Below are 15,132 nucleotides of genomic sequence, written 5' to 3'. Positions count from 1 at the left end.
AAATCAGCGGGGCGCGGGGCCCGTGGTGGTGCGCACGATGAGTTCGAACGGCAGCGACGCGTCGTCGGGCAGCGACGCGTCGTCGGGCAGCGAGCCGGTCTCGACAAGCGCGAGGATCGCATCGCCGGCCCGCTCGCCCTGGTCGTGCGGAAACTGCGCGACCGTCGTCAGGCCGAAGAACTCGCTCATCTCGTGGCCGTCGACGCCGACGATCGACAGATCACGCGGCACGTCGAGACCCAGCTCGCGCGCCGCGAACAGGGCGCCGAAGGCGAGCTCGTCGGATGCCGCGAAGATCGCGGTCGGACGCCGCTCGCCCTGCAGCAGCTTGCGCGCCGCGCGGTGGCCCTCGTCGATCGTGAAGTCGGCGGGTTCGAACCCGGCCGGCTCGAGCCCCGCCTCGGCGAGGGTCGCCTCGAACCCGCGGGTACGCAGCGTCGGGATGTCGTGCTCGTCGCCGGCCTCTTTGTCGAGACCGATGTGCGCGATCTCGCGATGCCCGAGCTCGAGCAGGTGCTCGGTCGCCGTGCGTGCGACCGCGACATCGTCGACCCGCAGTGCCGCGAGGCCGGGGCCGGGCGCACCGAGACCGACGACCGGAAGCCCTAGGTCTTGCAGGTGGGCGACATCGTCGGCATCGAGATCGACCGACAATGCAACCAACCCGTCGACGCGACGGCGCCGCAGCGACGACGAGAACAACCGGCGACGCTGCTCGGGGTCGTCGGTCACGTTGTAGAGCGTGATGTCGTACCCGCGCGGCGCAAGATGGTTTGCGATGCCGCTGAGCACCATCGCGAAGAACCACTTGTCGAGCAGCGGCACCAGCACGCCGATGTTCTGCGTGCGACCCGATGCCAGGCTCGACGCGGATGCCGACACGACGTAGCCCATGGCATCCGCCGCGTCGCGCACCCGCTCACGAGTGGCGTCCGAGATGCGGCCCCGGCCGCTGAGGGCGCGGGAGACGGTCGCCGTCGACACATTGGCTCGACGGGCGACCTCCTCCAGGCTCACCATCGCGGTGCTCAGCCGGCGGCCAACCAGACAGTCGTGTCGACGGGCAGCAGACCGCCCTCGAACGCGTCGCTGGCCGCGATCAGGGTACCCGCGGGCAACGCGACCGGTTCGGCGCCGAGATTGGCGATGACCGTGAGATCTCCGTTGCTGAAGGCGAGCACGTCATCAGCGTAGCCGCTCAACCACGTCAACTCGCCTGCACCGAGGTTCAGGTCACGGCGCGCCGCGAGCAGCGTGCGGTACAGCCACAGCGTCGAGTCGGGGTCGTCCTCCTGCGCCGAGCGCGCCAGGGCGTCGAATTCTGCGGGCTGGGGCAGCCACGATTCGCCCGACGTGCTGAACCCGTACGACGGTGCACCCGACTCCCACGGGATCGGCACACGGCAGCCGTCGCGGCCGTAGCGCTCGCCCTCGGTGCGGAACCACGTCGGGTCCTGGCGGGCGTCGTCGGGCAGGTGGATGACCTCGGGCAGGCCGAGCTCCTCACCCTGGTACAGGTACGCCGAACCGGGCAGCGCCAGCATGAGCGCCGTGGCGGCCCGCGCGCGGCGGAGACCGACTTCGGGGATCGGCTGACCGGGCGACGCAGGACCGATGCCGTGACCCTGCGGGTTCTCGGCGGTCAGCGCCAGCCGCGACGCGTGACGAACGACATCGTGGTTCGACAGCACCCACGTCGACGGTGCGCCGACGGCGGGGTAGGCGCGGAGGGACTCCGAAATCACCTCGCGGAGCTCAGCGGCATCCCACTCGGTCGTCAGGTACGAGAAGTTGAACGCCTGGTGCATCTCGTCGGGGCGCACCCACAGCGCGGTCTTGTCGACGGTCGGCAGCCATGCCTCTGCGCACAGGGCGCGGTCGCCCTCGTACTCGGCGAGCACACGGTTCCAGTCGCGGTAGATCTCGTGCACGCCTTCCTGACCCCAGTAGGGCACGTCGTCGGCGTCGCCGCCCATGCTGTCGCCGTCGACAGCGGGCAGGTGGTCGGGCAGGCCGTCGGTCTTGACGAGGCCGTGCGCCACGTCGACGCGGAAGCCGTCGACGCCGCGGTCGAGCCAGAACCGCAGGATGCGGCGGAACTCGTCCTGCACCTCGGCGTTTGCCCAGTCGAAGTCGGGCTGCGACGTGTCGAACAGGTGCAGGTACCACTGGCCCGGTGTGCCGTCGGCCTCGGTCACGCGCGTCCACGCGGGCCCGCCGAAGACCGACTCCCAGTTGTTCGGGGGCAGTTCGCCCTGCTCGCCGTTGCCGTCGCGGAACATGTAGCGGGCCCGCTCGCGGCTGCCCGGTGCTGCCGCAAGGGCCGCCTGGAACCACTCGTGCTGGTCGGAGCTGTGGTTCGGGACGAGGTCGACGATCACCCGGATGCCGCGTCCGTGCGCCTCGCCGAGCATGCGGTCGAAGTCTTCGAGCGTGCCGAACAGCGGGTCGACGTCGCAGTAGTCGGCGACGTCGTAGCCGGCATCCTTCTGCGGCGAACGGTAGAACGGGCTCAGCCACACGGCGTCGACGCCGAGCTCCTGCAGGTGCGGGAGGCGCTCGGTGATGCCGCGCAGGTCGCCGATGCCGTCGCCCGACGCGTCCGCGAACGAGCGCGGGTAGATCTGGTAGATGACGGCGGTACGCCACCATTCCGCACCGGGGCGGCTCTCACCGATGGGAGCCAGGGTGGACAGGGTCGAAGTGTTCATGGATACATGGTAGGGCAAGCGCTTGCGCATTCTTACCTCCAATTTCTCGGTCTCGGATCATCCTCGCAGGTGCGACGCGCGTACCCTGGATCGGTGATTTCACAGGCCCTCGACCGCGCCGAGTCGCTGATCGCGACGATTCCCGACTTTCCCGAACCCGGCATCCTCTTCCGCGACATCTCGCCCCTGTTGGCGGATGCCGATGCCCTGCGCACCGTCGCCGACGCGCTCGTCGAGCCGTTCGCCGGCACCTTCGACGTCGTCGCCGGTGTCGAAGCGCGAGGCTTTCTGCTCGCCGGAGCCACCGCGATCGCCGCGGGCGTGGGCATGGTGCCGATCCGCAAGGCGGGAAAGCTGCCGCGACCGGCGGCATCGGTGTCGTACGCCCTCGAGTACGGCGAAGCGGCGATCGAGATGGCGGCAGACCTGCCGCCCGGCAGCCGCGTGCTGCTGCTCGACGACGTGCTCGCCACCGGTGGCACCCTGCGCGCCGCGAAGGAGCTGCTCACGACGCTCGGCTACGAGGTCGCCGGCACCGCAGTGCTGATGGAGCTCGAGCACCTCGGCGGACGCGCCGTGTGCGGCGACGTGCACGCCCTGTTCAAGGTCTGAGTCGCTCCCGGCCCGACCTCAAGCCGGATGGGATGATTTTCTGAGCCCGATCAGCATCCCCCCGAGCATGATCCGCCCCGAACACGATCGGCCGTGCGCCCGATCAAGAGAGGCCCCCGTGGGAACCACCACCTTCGAGCCGACCGTGCGCATCACGTCGGCCACCGCCGCCGAACTGCACGTCTCCGGTGACATCGACCAGCTCTACGCGTCGAGCGCCGAGGGCCTGCGCGACCGCATCGTCGAAGCGATCCGTCAGCTTGCGGCATCCGCCGGCGAACCCGTCACCGCGACCGTCTTCGACGACGACGTCAGCTGGCCCATCATCGTGCACCCCGACGGCACCTATCTCGAAGCGGCGTCGCTCGACGACGCGCCGGCGCCCGCCGCTGCCGCTGTCGCCCCGATCTCTGCCGTGCCGCTGCACCCCACGACCCCCGCGCCGGTGTCGGCCGCCACACCAGCACCGGCCCCCACGCCGGCGGAGGCGCCGGCCGCCGCGGCATCCGCCCCGCTGCGGTCGACCGCGACCCGCCGCGACGCCACCCGCGCAACCCCGACCGTCGACGACTTGCTCGGGTCGCGCGCCGAGCGCGCCCGTGCCCGTGCGAACGAGGGCTGGCAGGGCGCCGTGCGCCGCATGACCGGCGGCGCCATCTCGCCGCGCCCGGGCAAGGCCGAACGCTCCCGCATCGAGCGCGAGCGCAAGGTCCAGCGACGCCTCGACGCACCGCGCACGATCGTCGTGCTGAACCCGAAGGGCGGCGCGCACAAGACGACCTCGACGCTGCTGCTGGCCGCCACCTTCGGCACCCAGCGCGGCGGCGCGACTCTCGCGTGGGACAACAACGAGACGCGCGGCACGCTCGGCTGGCGCGCCCAGCACTCGCCCCACAACCGCACCGCTGTCGACCTGCTCGAAGAACTCGACCGGTTCACCGAGCCGACCGGCGCGAGCCTCGCGGCCCTCGACACCTACGTGCGCACGCAGGTCGACGCACGCTTCGACGTGCTGGCATCCGACGAAGACGCCGCCGCCTCGTCGACGATCGACGCCCCCGCATTCGACCGTCTGCACGACGTGCTCTCGCGCTACTACCGGATCATGGTCGTCGACACCGGCAACAACATGCGCGCCTCGAACTGGGTCGCCGCGGTCGCTGCCGCCGACCAGCTCGTGATCGTCTCGACCGTGCGCGAAGACACCGCGGCATCCGCTGCGTGGCTGCTCGACGGGCTGCGCGAGAAGGGCTTCGATCACAAGATCGACAGTGCCGTCACGATCCTCGCCGCCCCCTCGCAGCGACCCGACAAGCGCCTCGCCGAACGCCTGCAGCGCCACTTCGAACAGGTGACCTCGGCCGTCGTGCACGTGCCCTTCGACGCCGCGCTCGTCGACGGCGGTCCGATCGACTTCGAAGCGCTCTCGCCCGAGACCCGCGACGCCTGGCTCACGGTCGCCGCCACGATCTCCGACCGCCTCTGACGCGGGTCAGGTGCGGATGACGATGTTCTCGGGCTCCTTGCCCGCGAGCATGCGGTCGATCTGACGGCGGACCAGACGGGCGATGCGCGGCTGCATCGCCGTCGACGCGCCGCCGACGTGCGGCGCGATCAGCACACTGTCGAGCCCCCACAGGGGATGGTCGGCGGGCAGCGGCTCGGGGTCGGTCACGTCGAGCGCCGCCCGGATGCGGCCGCGCTCGACGTGCGCGACGAGCGCGTCGGTGTCGACCAGCGGGCCGCGCCCGACGTTGACGACGAGCGCCCCGTCGGGCAGCGCCGACAGGACGGCGTCGTCGACGATGTGTCGCGTCGCCTCGCCACCGGGCAGCGATGCGATCAAGATGTCGACCTCGCCCAACAGGTTCGGCAGCTCGTCGACGGCATGCACCTCGACGCCGTCCTCGACGCGAGCCCGCGACGCGACCGCGACGAGGTCGACCTCGAACGGTGCCAAGCGTGCCGCGATGGCTTTGCCGACGCCGCCGTAGCCGAGCAGCAGCACCCGCCGGTCGGCGAGGCTCTCGGCGAACACGGGCGCCCAGCGACCCTCGTCCTGTGCACGCACGAACGACGGCAGCTGGCGCTGCGCCGCCAGCGTCAGGGCCACGGCGAGCTCTGCCGTCGACGTTTCGTGCACCGTCGCGGCGTTGGCGAACACGGTGCCCGGCGGCAGCGTCCGCTCGACACCCTCGTACCCGATCGACTGCCCCTGCACGAGACGCGTCGACACGTTCGCGAGGTGCGGCAGCCCGCGCCCGGCCGACATATACGGCGGCACGACGATGTCGAGGTGCGGATGCGGTGACGCGTCGTCCATCGTCCACACGACCGCCTCGACGCCGGGCGGCAGCGGCTGCAGATCGGCGGCGAGACGTTCGGTCGGGACGGCAACGACGAGATCGGTCACCCGATTCACGCTACCCGCGCGGCGAGGTTCATGGCGCGGCCGATGACGCGGCGATACGCTCCGGGCAGCGGTCCGCATCGGACGCCGCACCCCGGATGCGTGGAGGAAGCGATGATGATCCCCGAGATCAATTATTGGGCCGTGACGCTCGCGATGCTTTCGAGCATGGTGGTCGGATCGATCTGGTACACCCCGAAGGTGTTCGGCACGAAGTGGGCCGAGCTCGCGAAGGTCGACATGGACCGCCCCGGCGCATCGGCATGGCTGCCGATCCTCGTGACGGTGCTCGTCAGCTTCGTGACCGCGTGGGTGCTCGCCGGCGCCACGACGCTGGCATGGCACTTCTACGAGGGCAGCTACCTCGTCGCGTCGCTGCTGACCGCGATCATCCTGTGGGCGGGCCTTACGGCTGCGCGTTTCATCACGCACGACGCGTTCGAGGGCCGCCCCACCAACTTGACGGTCATGAACATCGCCCACGAACTGGTGACGGTCGTGGTCATGGCCGTCATCATCGGCGTCTGGCCGCCCGCCGGCACTGTCTGAGCGGGCGACTGACCCCGCGCCGTCGGGTTCGCGGGACTCAGAGCAGCGCCGCGCCGAGTTCGACCGGGCTGCCGTCGATGTTGCCGACGATGCCGCGGATGATGCCGACGCCGTCGGCGCCGCGCAGACTCTCGTACCAGGCATCCGTCGCGTCGGGGTCGTAGGCGTGCGTCTCGTGCCCGCGCTTGCGTGCACGCAGCACGAGCTCGCCGGCCCGCTGCGACCGGATGCGCTCGTAGCGGCGCAGGGTGTCTTCGACACTCACGGTGTTGGTCGCGAACGCGATGCCCAGCGCGAAACTGTCCTCCAGGGCCGAACACGCGCCTTGGCCGATGTCGGGTGCGGTGTTGTGTGCGGCATCCCCAAGGATCGCGACCCGGCCCTTCGCCCAGGTATGGAAGGGGGTGATGTCCCAGATCTCGACGCGGTTGAGCGACCGTGCCGGATCGATGCGCTCGAGCAGCCGCTGCACACCCGGCGCCCAGCCGTCGAACGCCGTGCGCAGGGGGCCGGTGCCCTCGGACGGGTGGTAGGGCACCCCGGCGGGCTGCGGCACGTCGAACCAGAAGTAGAACCGGTCGCCGGCCACGGGCATGACCGCGGCACGCTTGCCGTCGGCCACGTACGTGGTCCACTGGTCCGGCGGACCGATCTCGTCATCCGTCTCGATGAGGCCGTTGAAGTTCGTGTACCCCGAGTACTCGCGCTCGATCGGCACGGCGTCATCCGGCTGCACATGCGCGCGGGTGATCGAGCGGGCGCCATCGGCGCCGATGAGCAGATCGCCGGTGTCGGTGCTGCCGTCCTCGAAGGTGACGGTCACCGCATCGCCGGCGTCCTCGATGCCGACCATCCGCATCCCGAGTCGGATGTGGTCCATCCCCACGCGCTCCATGAGCAGGGACTGCAGGTCGGCCCGAGCGACCGGGTAGGGGCGCTGGCCGGTCTGCGTCGTCACCGGCTCCAACGAGAACCGGCACAGTTCTTCGCCGCTGTACCCGTCGACATACGCCATGTGATCCATGGCGCCGCCGAGGGCCGCGACCTCGTCGGCCAGCCCCAGCCAATTGAGCACCTTGACGCCGTTGGACCACAGCGACAGCGCCGCGCCGACCGGTTTGTTCTCGCGCATCCGGTCGTAGATGACGACCTCGTGGCCGAGCCGTCGCAACGCAATGGCCGCACTGGTTCCGCCGATTCCCGCGCCGACGATGATGACCTTCACATCCGCAGGCTACGGATGCTGTGTCACCGTCAGGTTTCGTCGCGCTACCGGGGCGTTACGCCGTCACGACCCGCGATACGTCGAGTACGCGAACGGGCTCAGCAGCAGCGGCACATGGTAGTGCGGGCGGTCGGCGACGGTGAACGCGACCGTCACCGACGGGTAGAACGCCTCGACGCCTTGCGCCACGAAGTACGGCCCGGTGGCGAACGTCAGCGTGTAGTCGCCCGGCTCCAGGGCATCCGGACCGAGCGCGAGCCGGCCGTCGGCGTCGGTCTGTCCCGACGCAAGGGCGGCGCCGTCGGGGCCCACCAAAGTCACCGCGACACCCGTCGCGGGCACACCCGCGGTCGCGTCGAGGATGTGGGTCGTCAGGTGGCTCATGTCAGTCCTCCAGGCTCGAGCGCAGGCGCAGCAGCGCGATCTGGCGCAGCTGATCGCGCGCTTCGGCGGCTTCGGTGGCGTCGTCGTTGCCGAGCCGGCGGCGCACTTCGGCCAGCATCTCGTCGGCGCTGCGGCCCGCGGCGCGGATGAGGAACACGCGCCCGAACCGGGCTTCGTAGTCGGCGTTGGCCTGCGCCATGGCATCCGTCGTCGAAGCGGATGCCGTCGCCATCGCCGCCTGCTCGCGGGTGCTCGCGGCAGCTTCCGCCCCCGACCCCGCGGGCTTCTGCCCGATGCGCGGGTGGTGGGCGAGCGCGGCATCCAGATCGGCGTCGGTCCAGCCCCGGGCGAGCTCGTCGGCGCGCGCGGTGACCTCGCCGACCGAGGCGTACGGACGCGCCGCGACGACCGCGTCGACCCACGCGGGAACCGCCGCCCACACCGCGACCGTCGCCGCGGCCGTCTCGCGGTCAGCCGCGTTGAACTCCGAGAGCTGCATGCACCGACCGTATCGCCGCGGCGTTTCGTCCCCGTAACGTGCGCTCAGCGGCCCGGGTGGACGATCAGCCACTGCGCGACGACATCCTCGGTTCCGGTGTTGTGCAGCAGGTGCGGAACGGAGCACGGGTAGCTGATCGCGTCGCCGGCGCGCAGCGTCACCCGTTCGTCGTCGAAGTCGATCGTCAGCTCGCCCGCGAGCACCGTGCCGATCTCGTAGCCGTCGTGGCGGAACAGTCCGTCTTCGGGATGTGCGGTCGCTCCCGGCGGGTACGTCGTGATGAAGTAGTCGACGCCGGGAGAGGGCACGGGCGAGATGCGCCGGAACGTCACGCCCCCCTCGAGCGGGATCTGCACGGCATGCCCCGCGCGCTGCAGCGCGAACCCGTGGTGCGCGTCATCGTCGGCGGCACGGTCGTCACCGATTCCGAACACGTCGGCGAGCGGCACATCCAGTGCGTCGGTGATCGCGATCAGACGCGCGATGCTCGGCTGCAGCACGCCGCGCTCGATCTGCGAGACGGCGCTCGGCGAGATCTCCAGCCTGGTGGCCAGCGCGCGGGCCGAGATGCCGCGCGCCTTGCGCAGTTCGCGCAGGCGCGCTCCGACCGGCGCGGTGGTCGCTTCGGGAGCGGCGGCGGGGTCGGCCATGGCTCCGATCCTAGACGGCGCATCGGGGCGGACGTCCCGGTCACGCCTCGACCGCACAGTGTGAAGTCGGAACTTCACAACGCTGTTACATCCGCGAAACCGATCGCGATGTGTGAAGGGATAGCTTCACATTCAGTTCCACCCGCCGCGGACTCCTCGTCGTGGTCACCCCATCCATGCACCACTCGCGAACCACCGGCCAGCGGAAGGCTCACTCATGTCGCAGCAACAGATCAACCCACCCACCACCCCACAGGACATCGTCGAAGCCGCGGGGCACCCCGTCGGCTCGGGCAACGTCAAGCCGGGCTACGACCCGCGTCTCGCGAACGAGGATCTCGCTCCCCTGCGCAAGCAGAAGTGGAGCTGGTACAACATCTTCGCGTTCTGGATGTCCGACGTGCACTCGGTCGGCGGCTATGTCACCGCGGGCTCGCTGTTCGCCCTCGGCATCGCGGCCTGGCAGGTGCTCGTCGCCCTCGTCGTCGGCATCGTCATCGTCCAGGTCTTCGCGAACCTCGTCGCCAAGCCCAGCCAGAAGACGGGTGTGCCGTACCCGGTCGTGAACCGTGCGATCTTCGGCATCAAGGGTGCGAACATCCCCGCCATCATCCGCGGCGTCATCGCGATCGCCTGGTATGGCGTGCAGACCTTCCTCGCGGCTGAGTCGCTCAACATCATCTTCCTCAAGTTCATCCCGGGCTCCGAAGCGCTGCTCGACGTCGGCTTCCTGGGACTGTCGGCGCTCGGCTGGATCTCCTACGCGATCCTGTGGGTCGCGCAGGTGGCCCTGTTCTGGAACGGCATGGAGGTCATCCGCCGCTTCATCGACTGGGCGGGCCCCGCCGTCTATGCCGTCATGATCGTGCTCGCGGTGTACCTCGTCTCGCAGGCGGGTTGGGAGAGCATCGACCTGAACCTGTCGGATCCGGATGCCGCGCCCCAGGACTTCTGGGGAACGATCGGCCTCATGGTGATGGCCGTCGGCATCGTCGTCGCGTACTTCTCGGGTCCGATGCTCAACTTCGGCGACTTCGCCCGCTACGGCCGCTCGTTCCGCGATGTCAAGCGCGGCAACTTCTGGGGTCTGCCGGTGAACTTCCTGTTCTTCTCGATCCTGACGGTCCTCACGGCGGCGGCGACGCTCCCCGTCTTCGGCGAGCTACTGGTCGACCCGATCCACACGGTGCAGGCCATCGACACGCCGTTCGCTATCCTGCTGGGCGGGCTCACGTTCGTCACGGCGACCGTCGGCATCAACATCGTCGCCAACTTCATCTCGCCCGCGTTCGACTTCTCCAACGTCGCGCCGCACCGCATCTCGTGGCGCATGGGCGGCATGATCGCCGCCGTCGGATCGGTCTTCCTGCTTCCGTGGAACTGGTACGCCGACGCGACCGCGATCCACTACTCGCTGGGTGTGCTCGCCGCGCTCATCGGCCCGCTGTTCGGCCTGCTGATCGCCGGCTACTATGTCGCGGCGCGCCAGCGCATCAAGGTCGACGACATGTTCACGATGTCCGAGCAGGGCGCCTACTGGTACCGCAAGGGATACAACCCGAACGCGATCAAGACGCTGCTGGCCGCGGGCATCCCGACGATCCTCCTCGCGATCCTGCCGAAGACGTTCGCCGACCTGGGGCTGTTCGACATCTCGTGGATCGGCAACTTCACTTGGTTCATCGGATGCGCTCTCGGCTACGGCCTGTTCATCCTGTTCGAGCGTATCGACCCGCAGGTCCCGACGTTCGACGGCGAGGACGAGGGCATCTCGGACGGCACGATCGACGGCGCCGCCGCGACCGCGGACTCCGAGCCGCCGGCCATCTCAGCGGAGGTCCCCGTGGTCGTGGAGCACGGCGCGTGAGGATCACCCTCATCAACCCCAACACCTCCCGGGCGATGACGGCGAAGATCGCCGCCGCCGCCCGGGAGGCGGCGGGGCCCGGCGTCGTGATCGACGCGGTGTGCCCCGAAACGGGCGCCGCCGCGATCGAGTCGCACGTCGACGAGGTCCTCGCCGCCGCGGCGGTGGTCGACCTCGTCCGGCAGGACCAACAGGCGGGGGGCAGTGATGCATACGTCATCGCCTGCTTCGGGGATCCGGGGCTGGATGCCGCGCGGGAGCTGGTCGACGTTCCCGTCATCGGCATCGCGGAGGCCGCGATGCACGCCGCGACCCTCGCGGGACGCAGCTTCGCCGTCGTCACGACCCTGAGCCGCACGCTCGGCCGCGCACGCGACCTCGTGGCCCGCTACGGCATGGGCGACGCGGCCGTCTGGCTGACGGCCGCCGAGATCCCCGTGCTCGAGCTCGAGGACTCCGGGTCGGAGGCCACGGCATCCATCACCCGTCTCTGCCACGAAGCGGTGCGCCGCGAGGCCGACGTCATCGTGCTCGGCTGCGCCGGGATGGCGGATCTGTGTCGCATGCTCACCGCGACAGCGGGTGTCCCCGTCGTCGACGGTGTCGCGTCGGCTGTGGGCCTCGCGACCGCGATGGTGCGGATGGGGCTGAAGACGAGCAAGCGCAGCGAGTACGCGAGCCCACCCCGCCTCGTCGCCGTGTGAGGCGCTGCCCGCGGCCGGTGTCAGGCGTGATCGCCTGCGCCGTGCACCAGGTCGGAGATCTCGCGCTTGTACGCGTTGAACGCGGGGGTCGTGACATCGCGCGGCTCGGGCAGGTCGATCGGCACGATGCGCGCGATGTGCCCGGGCACGCCGTGCGAGGCCCCACCCGTCATCACCACGACGCGGTCGGCGAGGAACACGGCCTCTTCGATCGAGTGCGTGACGAAGACGACGGTCGTGCGGGTCTCGAGGTGGATGCGCTTGAGCTCGGCCTGCAGGTCCGACCGCGTCAGCGCATCCAGCGCGCCGAACGGCTCATCCATCAGCAGCACGCTCGGCTCGTTCGCGAGGACGCGAGCGATCGCGACCCGCTGCTGCATGCCGCCGGACAGCTCGCCCGGGTACCGGTCGGCGAAGCGGCTGAGCCCGACGGTCTCGGTGAACCGGTCCGCGAGCTCGCGCACACGTGCTCGCGGCACACGTCGCCGCTTCGGGCCGTAGGCGATGTTCTCGCGCACCGTGAGCCAGGGGAACAGTCCATAGTCCTGGAAGACAACCCCGCGGTCCGGGCCGGGGGCGGTCACGGGCCGCCCCCCGACGGTGACGCTGCCGCTCGTGGCGGGCTCGAATCCGGCGAGGATGCGCAGCACGGTGCTCTTGCCGCAGCCGGATGCGCCGACGACGGCGATGAACTCGCCCGCAGCGATGTTGATGTCGACGTCGGCGACAGCCTGCACGCCCGCCCACTCCGGGCCGTAGCGCTTGCCGAGATCCTGCAGGACGACGTCGGCGGTGGTCAGATCGGTCATGTGCTGTGCTCCCGTCACTTCACCAGGGGGCGCCCGCGTGTGAGCAGGCGGAAGGCTCCGACGAGGATGCGGTCGGAGAGGAAGCCGGCGAGGCCGATCACGATCATGCCGACGACGATCATGTCGGTGCGCACGACGTCGCGGGCGAGGATGATCGCAGAGCCGAGGCCGACGTTGACGCCGACGCTCTCGCCGAGCACGAGCACGACCCAGGCGAGCCCGAGCCCGACGCGCATTCCGTTGATGACGGCTGCCGCCGAGGCGGGCACGACGATCTGGCCGAGGATCTCCCAGCGCCTGGCGCCGAGCATCTGCCCGGCCTCGATGAGCCGACCCGGGACCTCCTTGGAGCCACTGATCGCGCCGAGCACGATCGGGAAGAACGAGGACAGGGCGATCAGGAAGATCGTCGCCTGGTCGCCCCAGCCGATGAGGAGGCCGACGAGGGGCACCCACGCCGTCGCCGGAATCGGCCGGAACAGGTTGATGAACGGATCGAACATCGCGTCCATCTTGTAGTAGCGGCCCATCAGGATGCCGAGGGGGATGGCCAGCACCGACGCGATCAGGAAGCCGATGAGCACGCGCAGCGAGGACGCCCCGAGGTTTACCCACAGGTCGCCGGAGAAGGCGTCGTCGTGGATGCCCCCGAACGCGTAGTCCCACAGCGACGCGACGACGTCGCCGGGGGCGGGCAGATACCCCATCCGGATGCCGATGAGGGGAATCTCCCACGCTTGGTCGCGCCCGACCTGCCACAAGACGAGGAACAGGAACGGGATCGGGATCCCGAGGAGGATCCGCGTGAGGAGCGCGCGCTGATTGGGTCGCTGCGCGGGAGGGCGTCGGCGCACGGGTCGCGCCGTCGTCTGCGTGGCCATGCGGCCGCCCTTCTGACGTGCGGGGGCGGCCGCAGCCGCCCCCGCACGTGCGATCACGAGGTGAAGGAGGTGTCCACGATGTCGTCGCCCGTGGGCGTCGTGGTGATGAGCCCGATCGAGGCCATCGCCTCGGCGAGGGCGGAGAGCTGCCCGACGTACTCGTCGGACAGATCCGAGCGCAGCCAGAAGTTCGCCAGCGCCGACGTGAAGACGTCCTGGTCGCCGCCGAACTCCTCGACCATGCCGGGCAGCCACTCCTCGATGTTGTCGGCCATGTAGGCGGTCGTCGCGGCGTGCGTATCGACGACCTTCTGCACGAGCTCGGGGTTCTCCTCGATGAGCTTGCCGGTGGTGACCAGGCCGATGTTGACCTTGCCGATGGGCGTCGAGTACGGGTCGACGACCTCGGTGCCGCCGGCGTTCTTCGCGATCGAGACGCCGATCTCGACGCCCATGAACGCGTCGATGTCGCCCGCGATGAACGCCGATGCCATCTCGGGCACGGGGATCACCGACAGTTCGAAGTCCTCGGGGGTGAGGCCGGCCTCGTCGATCAGCAGGCGGAGGGCGACCTCCTGGGCCGAGCCCTGGACGATGCCGATCTTCTTGCCGACAAGCTCGTCAAGGCTCGACTCGCCGTTTCCGATGAAGCCGGATCCGCCGTCGGCGGCGCTCGCGATGATCTTGAGGTCGCGGCCCTGCGCGATGGAGGAGATCGTCGGGGTGACACCTGAGATCGCGAAGTCGATCGACCCCGACACGAGCGCGTCGGAGAGGGCAGGCGTCGTGTCGAGCGTGACGACCTCGAACTTCACATCGTCGACGGCGTGGTCGTCGTAGAGGAACGGCTGGTAGAAGTGCGGCTGGCCGCGCAGAGTGCCGATCTTGACGGTGACGGTCTCGGCGGCATCCGACGACGAGGGTGTCGTGTCACCCGAGCTGCAGGCGGACAGGATGAGGACGGATGCCACGGCCAGCGCGGCGGCGATGCGAGGACGGAATCGTGCCATGTGAAGGACTCCCGGGTTCGGTCCGCCGACGACACGGCCGACGGACGGTGCGAGGTGCTGTGTGGCCCCAGTAAAGCGAGCGCGGTGGCGCTCGCCATGAAGGCGGTGTAACGGTTGTGTTAAGTCATGACTGAACACGCGCGGAGTCGGTCGCGCATACGATGGGTCGCGCATGAGGACCGGAGGATGCCGTGGAAGAGAGCTCCCTGCCCGCACAGATCGGTGCGCGACTGCGTCGGCTGCGGACGGCCTCGGGCCGCTCCCTCGCGTCGGTCGCACAACAGCTAGGCATCTCGTCGAGCGCGCTGTCGCAGATCGAGACGGGCACGATGCGCCCTTCGGTCAACCGGCTCGTCGAGCTCGTCGCCGTGCTGGGCGCTCCCGTGTCGGCGATCTTCGATGATCTCGATCTGTTCGCACCCGACCTCGATCACGCCGCGGGTGACGTCGCCGAACCCCTCCCGGGGGTCCTCGTCACCGGGCCGGGCGAGGCTGCCCCCGCGCAGCTGGACCAGGGCGTCGTCTACCGGCGGCTGTCGCCGGCGCCTCTTCCCGGCGTCGACTTCTTCGAGTCGATCTACCCGCCCGGCTCCGCGTCCAGCGCCGACGGTGCGATGCTCGTGCATGACGGCCTCGAGTCGGGCTACGTGCGCTCGGGCGAGCTCACGTTCGAGTTCACGGAAGGCGCCGTGCGGCTCGGCGCAGGCGGGTCGCTCTCGTTCGCGGCGTCTCGGCCGCACCGCGTCGTCAACCAGACGGCGGACGTGGCCTCGGCGATCTGGCTGACGATCCTCCCGGCGCGCGGCGTCTGAACCCGGCGG

The 15,132-nt window shown here is 69.9% G+C and carries 16 protein-coding genes; 6 read left to right on the top strand and 10 right to left on the bottom strand.

The features are described from left to right. Positions 1-3: 3 nt before the first annotated feature. Both AC3ENX_RS08815 and AC3ENX_RS08810 read right to left on the bottom strand, forming a co-directional pair. Positions 4-1,020, bottom strand: coding sequence for a LacI family DNA-binding transcriptional regulator (locus AC3ENX_RS08815; RefSeq protein ID WP_434811495.1), 1,017 nt, complete (start codon positions 1,018-1,020; stop codon positions 4-6). Between the two features lie 8 nt (positions 1,021-1,028). Continuing rightward, on the bottom strand, positions 1,029-2,711 hold the full coding sequence (locus AC3ENX_RS08810; RefSeq protein ID WP_434811494.1) for a glycoside hydrolase family 13 protein: 1,683 nt from the start codon (positions 2,709-2,711) through the stop codon (positions 1,029-1,031). Between the two features lie 93 nt (positions 2,712-2,804). On the opposite strand from AC3ENX_RS08810, the gene AC3ENX_RS08805 reads away from it, so the two are divergent. Next, positions 2,805-3,323: an adenine phosphoribosyltransferase gene (locus AC3ENX_RS08805; RefSeq protein ID WP_434811493.1), complete on the top strand. Its 519-nt coding sequence runs from the start codon at positions 2,805-2,807 to the stop codon at positions 3,321-3,323. Between the two features lie 118 nt (positions 3,324-3,441). Beyond that, on the top strand, positions 3,442-4,809 hold the full coding sequence (locus tag AC3ENX_RS08800; RefSeq protein ID WP_434811492.1) for a MinD/ParA family ATP-binding protein: 1,368 nt from the start codon (positions 3,442-3,444) through the stop codon (positions 4,807-4,809). 6 nt (positions 4,810-4,815) lie between these two features. On the opposite strand, the gene AC3ENX_RS08795 is transcribed toward AC3ENX_RS08800, so the two are convergent. Beyond that, entirely contained in the window at positions 4,816-5,736 is a 921-nt protein-coding gene (locus AC3ENX_RS08795) for a 2-hydroxyacid dehydrogenase (protein WP_434811491.1), read from the bottom strand. A 114-nt stretch (positions 5,737-5,850) separates the two neighbouring features. On the opposite strand from AC3ENX_RS08795, the gene AC3ENX_RS08790 reads away from it, so the two are divergent. Continuing rightward, the gene (locus tag AC3ENX_RS08790) at positions 5,851-6,282 is read left to right on the top strand and encodes a DUF1761 domain-containing protein (RefSeq protein ID WP_434811533.1); all 432 of its coding nucleotides are present in this window, start codon (positions 5,851-5,853) and stop codon (positions 6,280-6,282) included. Positions 6,283-6,319: 37 nt separating this feature from the next. Here the strand turns inward: AC3ENX_RS08790 and hpxO are convergent, their stop codons facing one another. The 4 genes from hpxO to AC3ENX_RS08770 form a co-directional block, all read right to left on the bottom strand. Then, on the bottom strand, positions 6,320-7,507 hold the full coding sequence (gene hpxO / locus AC3ENX_RS08785) for an FAD-dependent urate hydroxylase HpxO (RefSeq protein WP_434811490.1): 1,188 nt from the start codon (positions 7,505-7,507) through the stop codon (positions 6,320-6,322). A 63-nt stretch (positions 7,508-7,570) separates the two neighbouring features. Continuing rightward, the gene (uraH, locus tag AC3ENX_RS08780; RefSeq protein WP_434811489.1) at positions 7,571-7,891 is read right to left on the bottom strand and encodes a hydroxyisourate hydrolase; all 321 of its coding nucleotides are present in this window, start codon (positions 7,889-7,891) and stop codon (positions 7,571-7,573) included. 1 nt (position 7,892) lies between these two features. Next, on the bottom strand, positions 7,893-8,390 hold the full coding sequence (gene uraD / locus AC3ENX_RS08775; RefSeq protein WP_434811488.1) for a 2-oxo-4-hydroxy-4-carboxy-5-ureidoimidazoline decarboxylase: 498 nt from the start codon (positions 8,388-8,390) through the stop codon (positions 7,893-7,895). Positions 8,391-8,434: 44 nt separating this feature from the next. Further along, on the bottom strand, positions 8,435-9,040 hold the full coding sequence (locus tag AC3ENX_RS08770) for a helix-turn-helix domain-containing protein (RefSeq protein WP_434811487.1): 606 nt from the start codon (positions 9,038-9,040) through the stop codon (positions 8,435-8,437). Positions 9,041-9,257: 217 nt separating this feature from the next. Between AC3ENX_RS08770 and AC3ENX_RS08765 the strand changes: the two genes are divergently transcribed. Both AC3ENX_RS08765 and AC3ENX_RS08760 read left to right on the top strand, forming a co-directional pair. Next, positions 9,258-10,907: an NCS1 family nucleobase:cation symporter-1 gene (locus AC3ENX_RS08765; RefSeq protein ID WP_434811486.1), complete on the top strand. Its 1,650-nt coding sequence runs from the start codon at positions 9,258-9,260 to the stop codon at positions 10,905-10,907. Further along, positions 10,904-11,611 (top strand): aspartate/glutamate racemase family protein, encoded by a 708-nt coding sequence (locus AC3ENX_RS08760; RefSeq protein ID WP_434811485.1) that lies wholly within the window; start codon positions 10,904-10,906, stop codon positions 11,609-11,611. The genes AC3ENX_RS08765 and AC3ENX_RS08760 overlap by 4 nt, the downstream gene beginning before the upstream one ends. Before the next feature lie 20 nt (positions 11,612-11,631). Here AC3ENX_RS08760 and AC3ENX_RS08755 read toward each other — a convergent pair whose 3' ends face one another. The 3 genes from AC3ENX_RS08755 to AC3ENX_RS08745 are packed head-to-tail and all read right to left on the bottom strand — an operon-like array spanning position 11,632 to position 14,311. Continuing rightward, positions 11,632-12,420 carry an ABC transporter ATP-binding protein gene (locus AC3ENX_RS08755; protein ID WP_434811484.1) on the bottom strand — a complete coding sequence of 263 codons (789 nt, stop codon included), beginning with the start codon at positions 12,418-12,420 and terminating at the stop codon, positions 11,632-11,634. A gap of 14 nt (positions 12,421-12,434) precedes the next feature. Then, positions 12,435-13,301, bottom strand: a complete 867-nt coding sequence (locus tag AC3ENX_RS08750) for an ABC transporter permease (protein WP_084201860.1) — start codon at positions 13,299-13,301, stop codon at positions 12,435-12,437. 53 nt (positions 13,302-13,354) lie between these two features. Continuing rightward, entirely contained in the window at positions 13,355-14,311 is a 957-nt protein-coding gene (locus AC3ENX_RS08745; RefSeq protein WP_434811483.1) for an ABC transporter substrate-binding protein, read from the bottom strand. A gap of 191 nt (positions 14,312-14,502) precedes the next feature. On the opposite strand from AC3ENX_RS08745, the gene AC3ENX_RS08740 reads away from it, so the two are divergent. Continuing rightward, the gene (locus AC3ENX_RS08740) at positions 14,503-15,123 is read left to right on the top strand and encodes a helix-turn-helix domain-containing protein (RefSeq protein WP_434811482.1); all 621 of its coding nucleotides are present in this window, start codon (positions 14,503-14,505) and stop codon (positions 15,121-15,123) included. Positions 15,124-15,132: the final 9 nt, after the last annotated feature.

Source organism: Microbacterium sp. bgisy189, from assembly GCF_057707225.1.
This window is presented reverse-complemented; position numbering and strand designations above follow the sequence as displayed.

Excerpts from the sequence above, each read along its gene's own strand:
- AC3ENX_RS08815 (WP_434811495.1), bottom strand. The coding sequence starts at position 1,020 with ATGGTGAGCCTGGAGGAGGTCGCCCGTCGAGCCAATGTGTCGACGGCG.
- AC3ENX_RS08810 (WP_434811494.1), bottom strand. The coding sequence starts at position 2,711 with ATGAACACTTCGACCCTGTCCACCCTGGCTCCCATCGGTGAGAGCCGC.
- AC3ENX_RS08790 (WP_434811533.1), top strand. The coding sequence starts at position 5,851 with ATGATCCCCGAGATCAATTATTGGGCCGTGACGCTCGCGATGCTTTCG.
- uraH (WP_434811489.1), bottom strand. The coding sequence starts at position 7,891 with ATGAGCCACCTGACGACCCACATCCTCGACGCGACCGCGGGTGTGCCC.
- uraD (WP_434811488.1), bottom strand. The coding sequence starts at position 8,390 with ATGCAGCTCTCGGAGTTCAACGCGGCTGACCGCGAGACGGCCGCGGCG.
- AC3ENX_RS08770 (WP_434811487.1), bottom strand. The coding sequence starts at position 9,040 with ATGGCCGACCCCGCCGCCGCTCCCGAAGCGACCACCGCGCCGGTCGGA.
- AC3ENX_RS08765 (WP_434811486.1), top strand. The coding sequence starts at position 9,258 with ATGTCGCAGCAACAGATCAACCCACCCACCACCCCACAGGACATCGTC.
- AC3ENX_RS08755 (WP_434811484.1), bottom strand. The coding sequence starts at position 12,420 with ATGACCGATCTGACCACCGCCGACGTCGTCCTGCAGGATCTCGGCAAG.
- AC3ENX_RS08750 (WP_084201860.1), bottom strand. The coding sequence starts at position 13,301 with ATGGCCACGCAGACGACGGCGCGACCCGTGCGCCGACGCCCTCCCGCG.
- AC3ENX_RS08745 (WP_434811483.1), bottom strand. The coding sequence starts at position 14,311 with ATGGCACGATTCCGTCCTCGCATCGCCGCCGCGCTGGCCGTGGCATCC.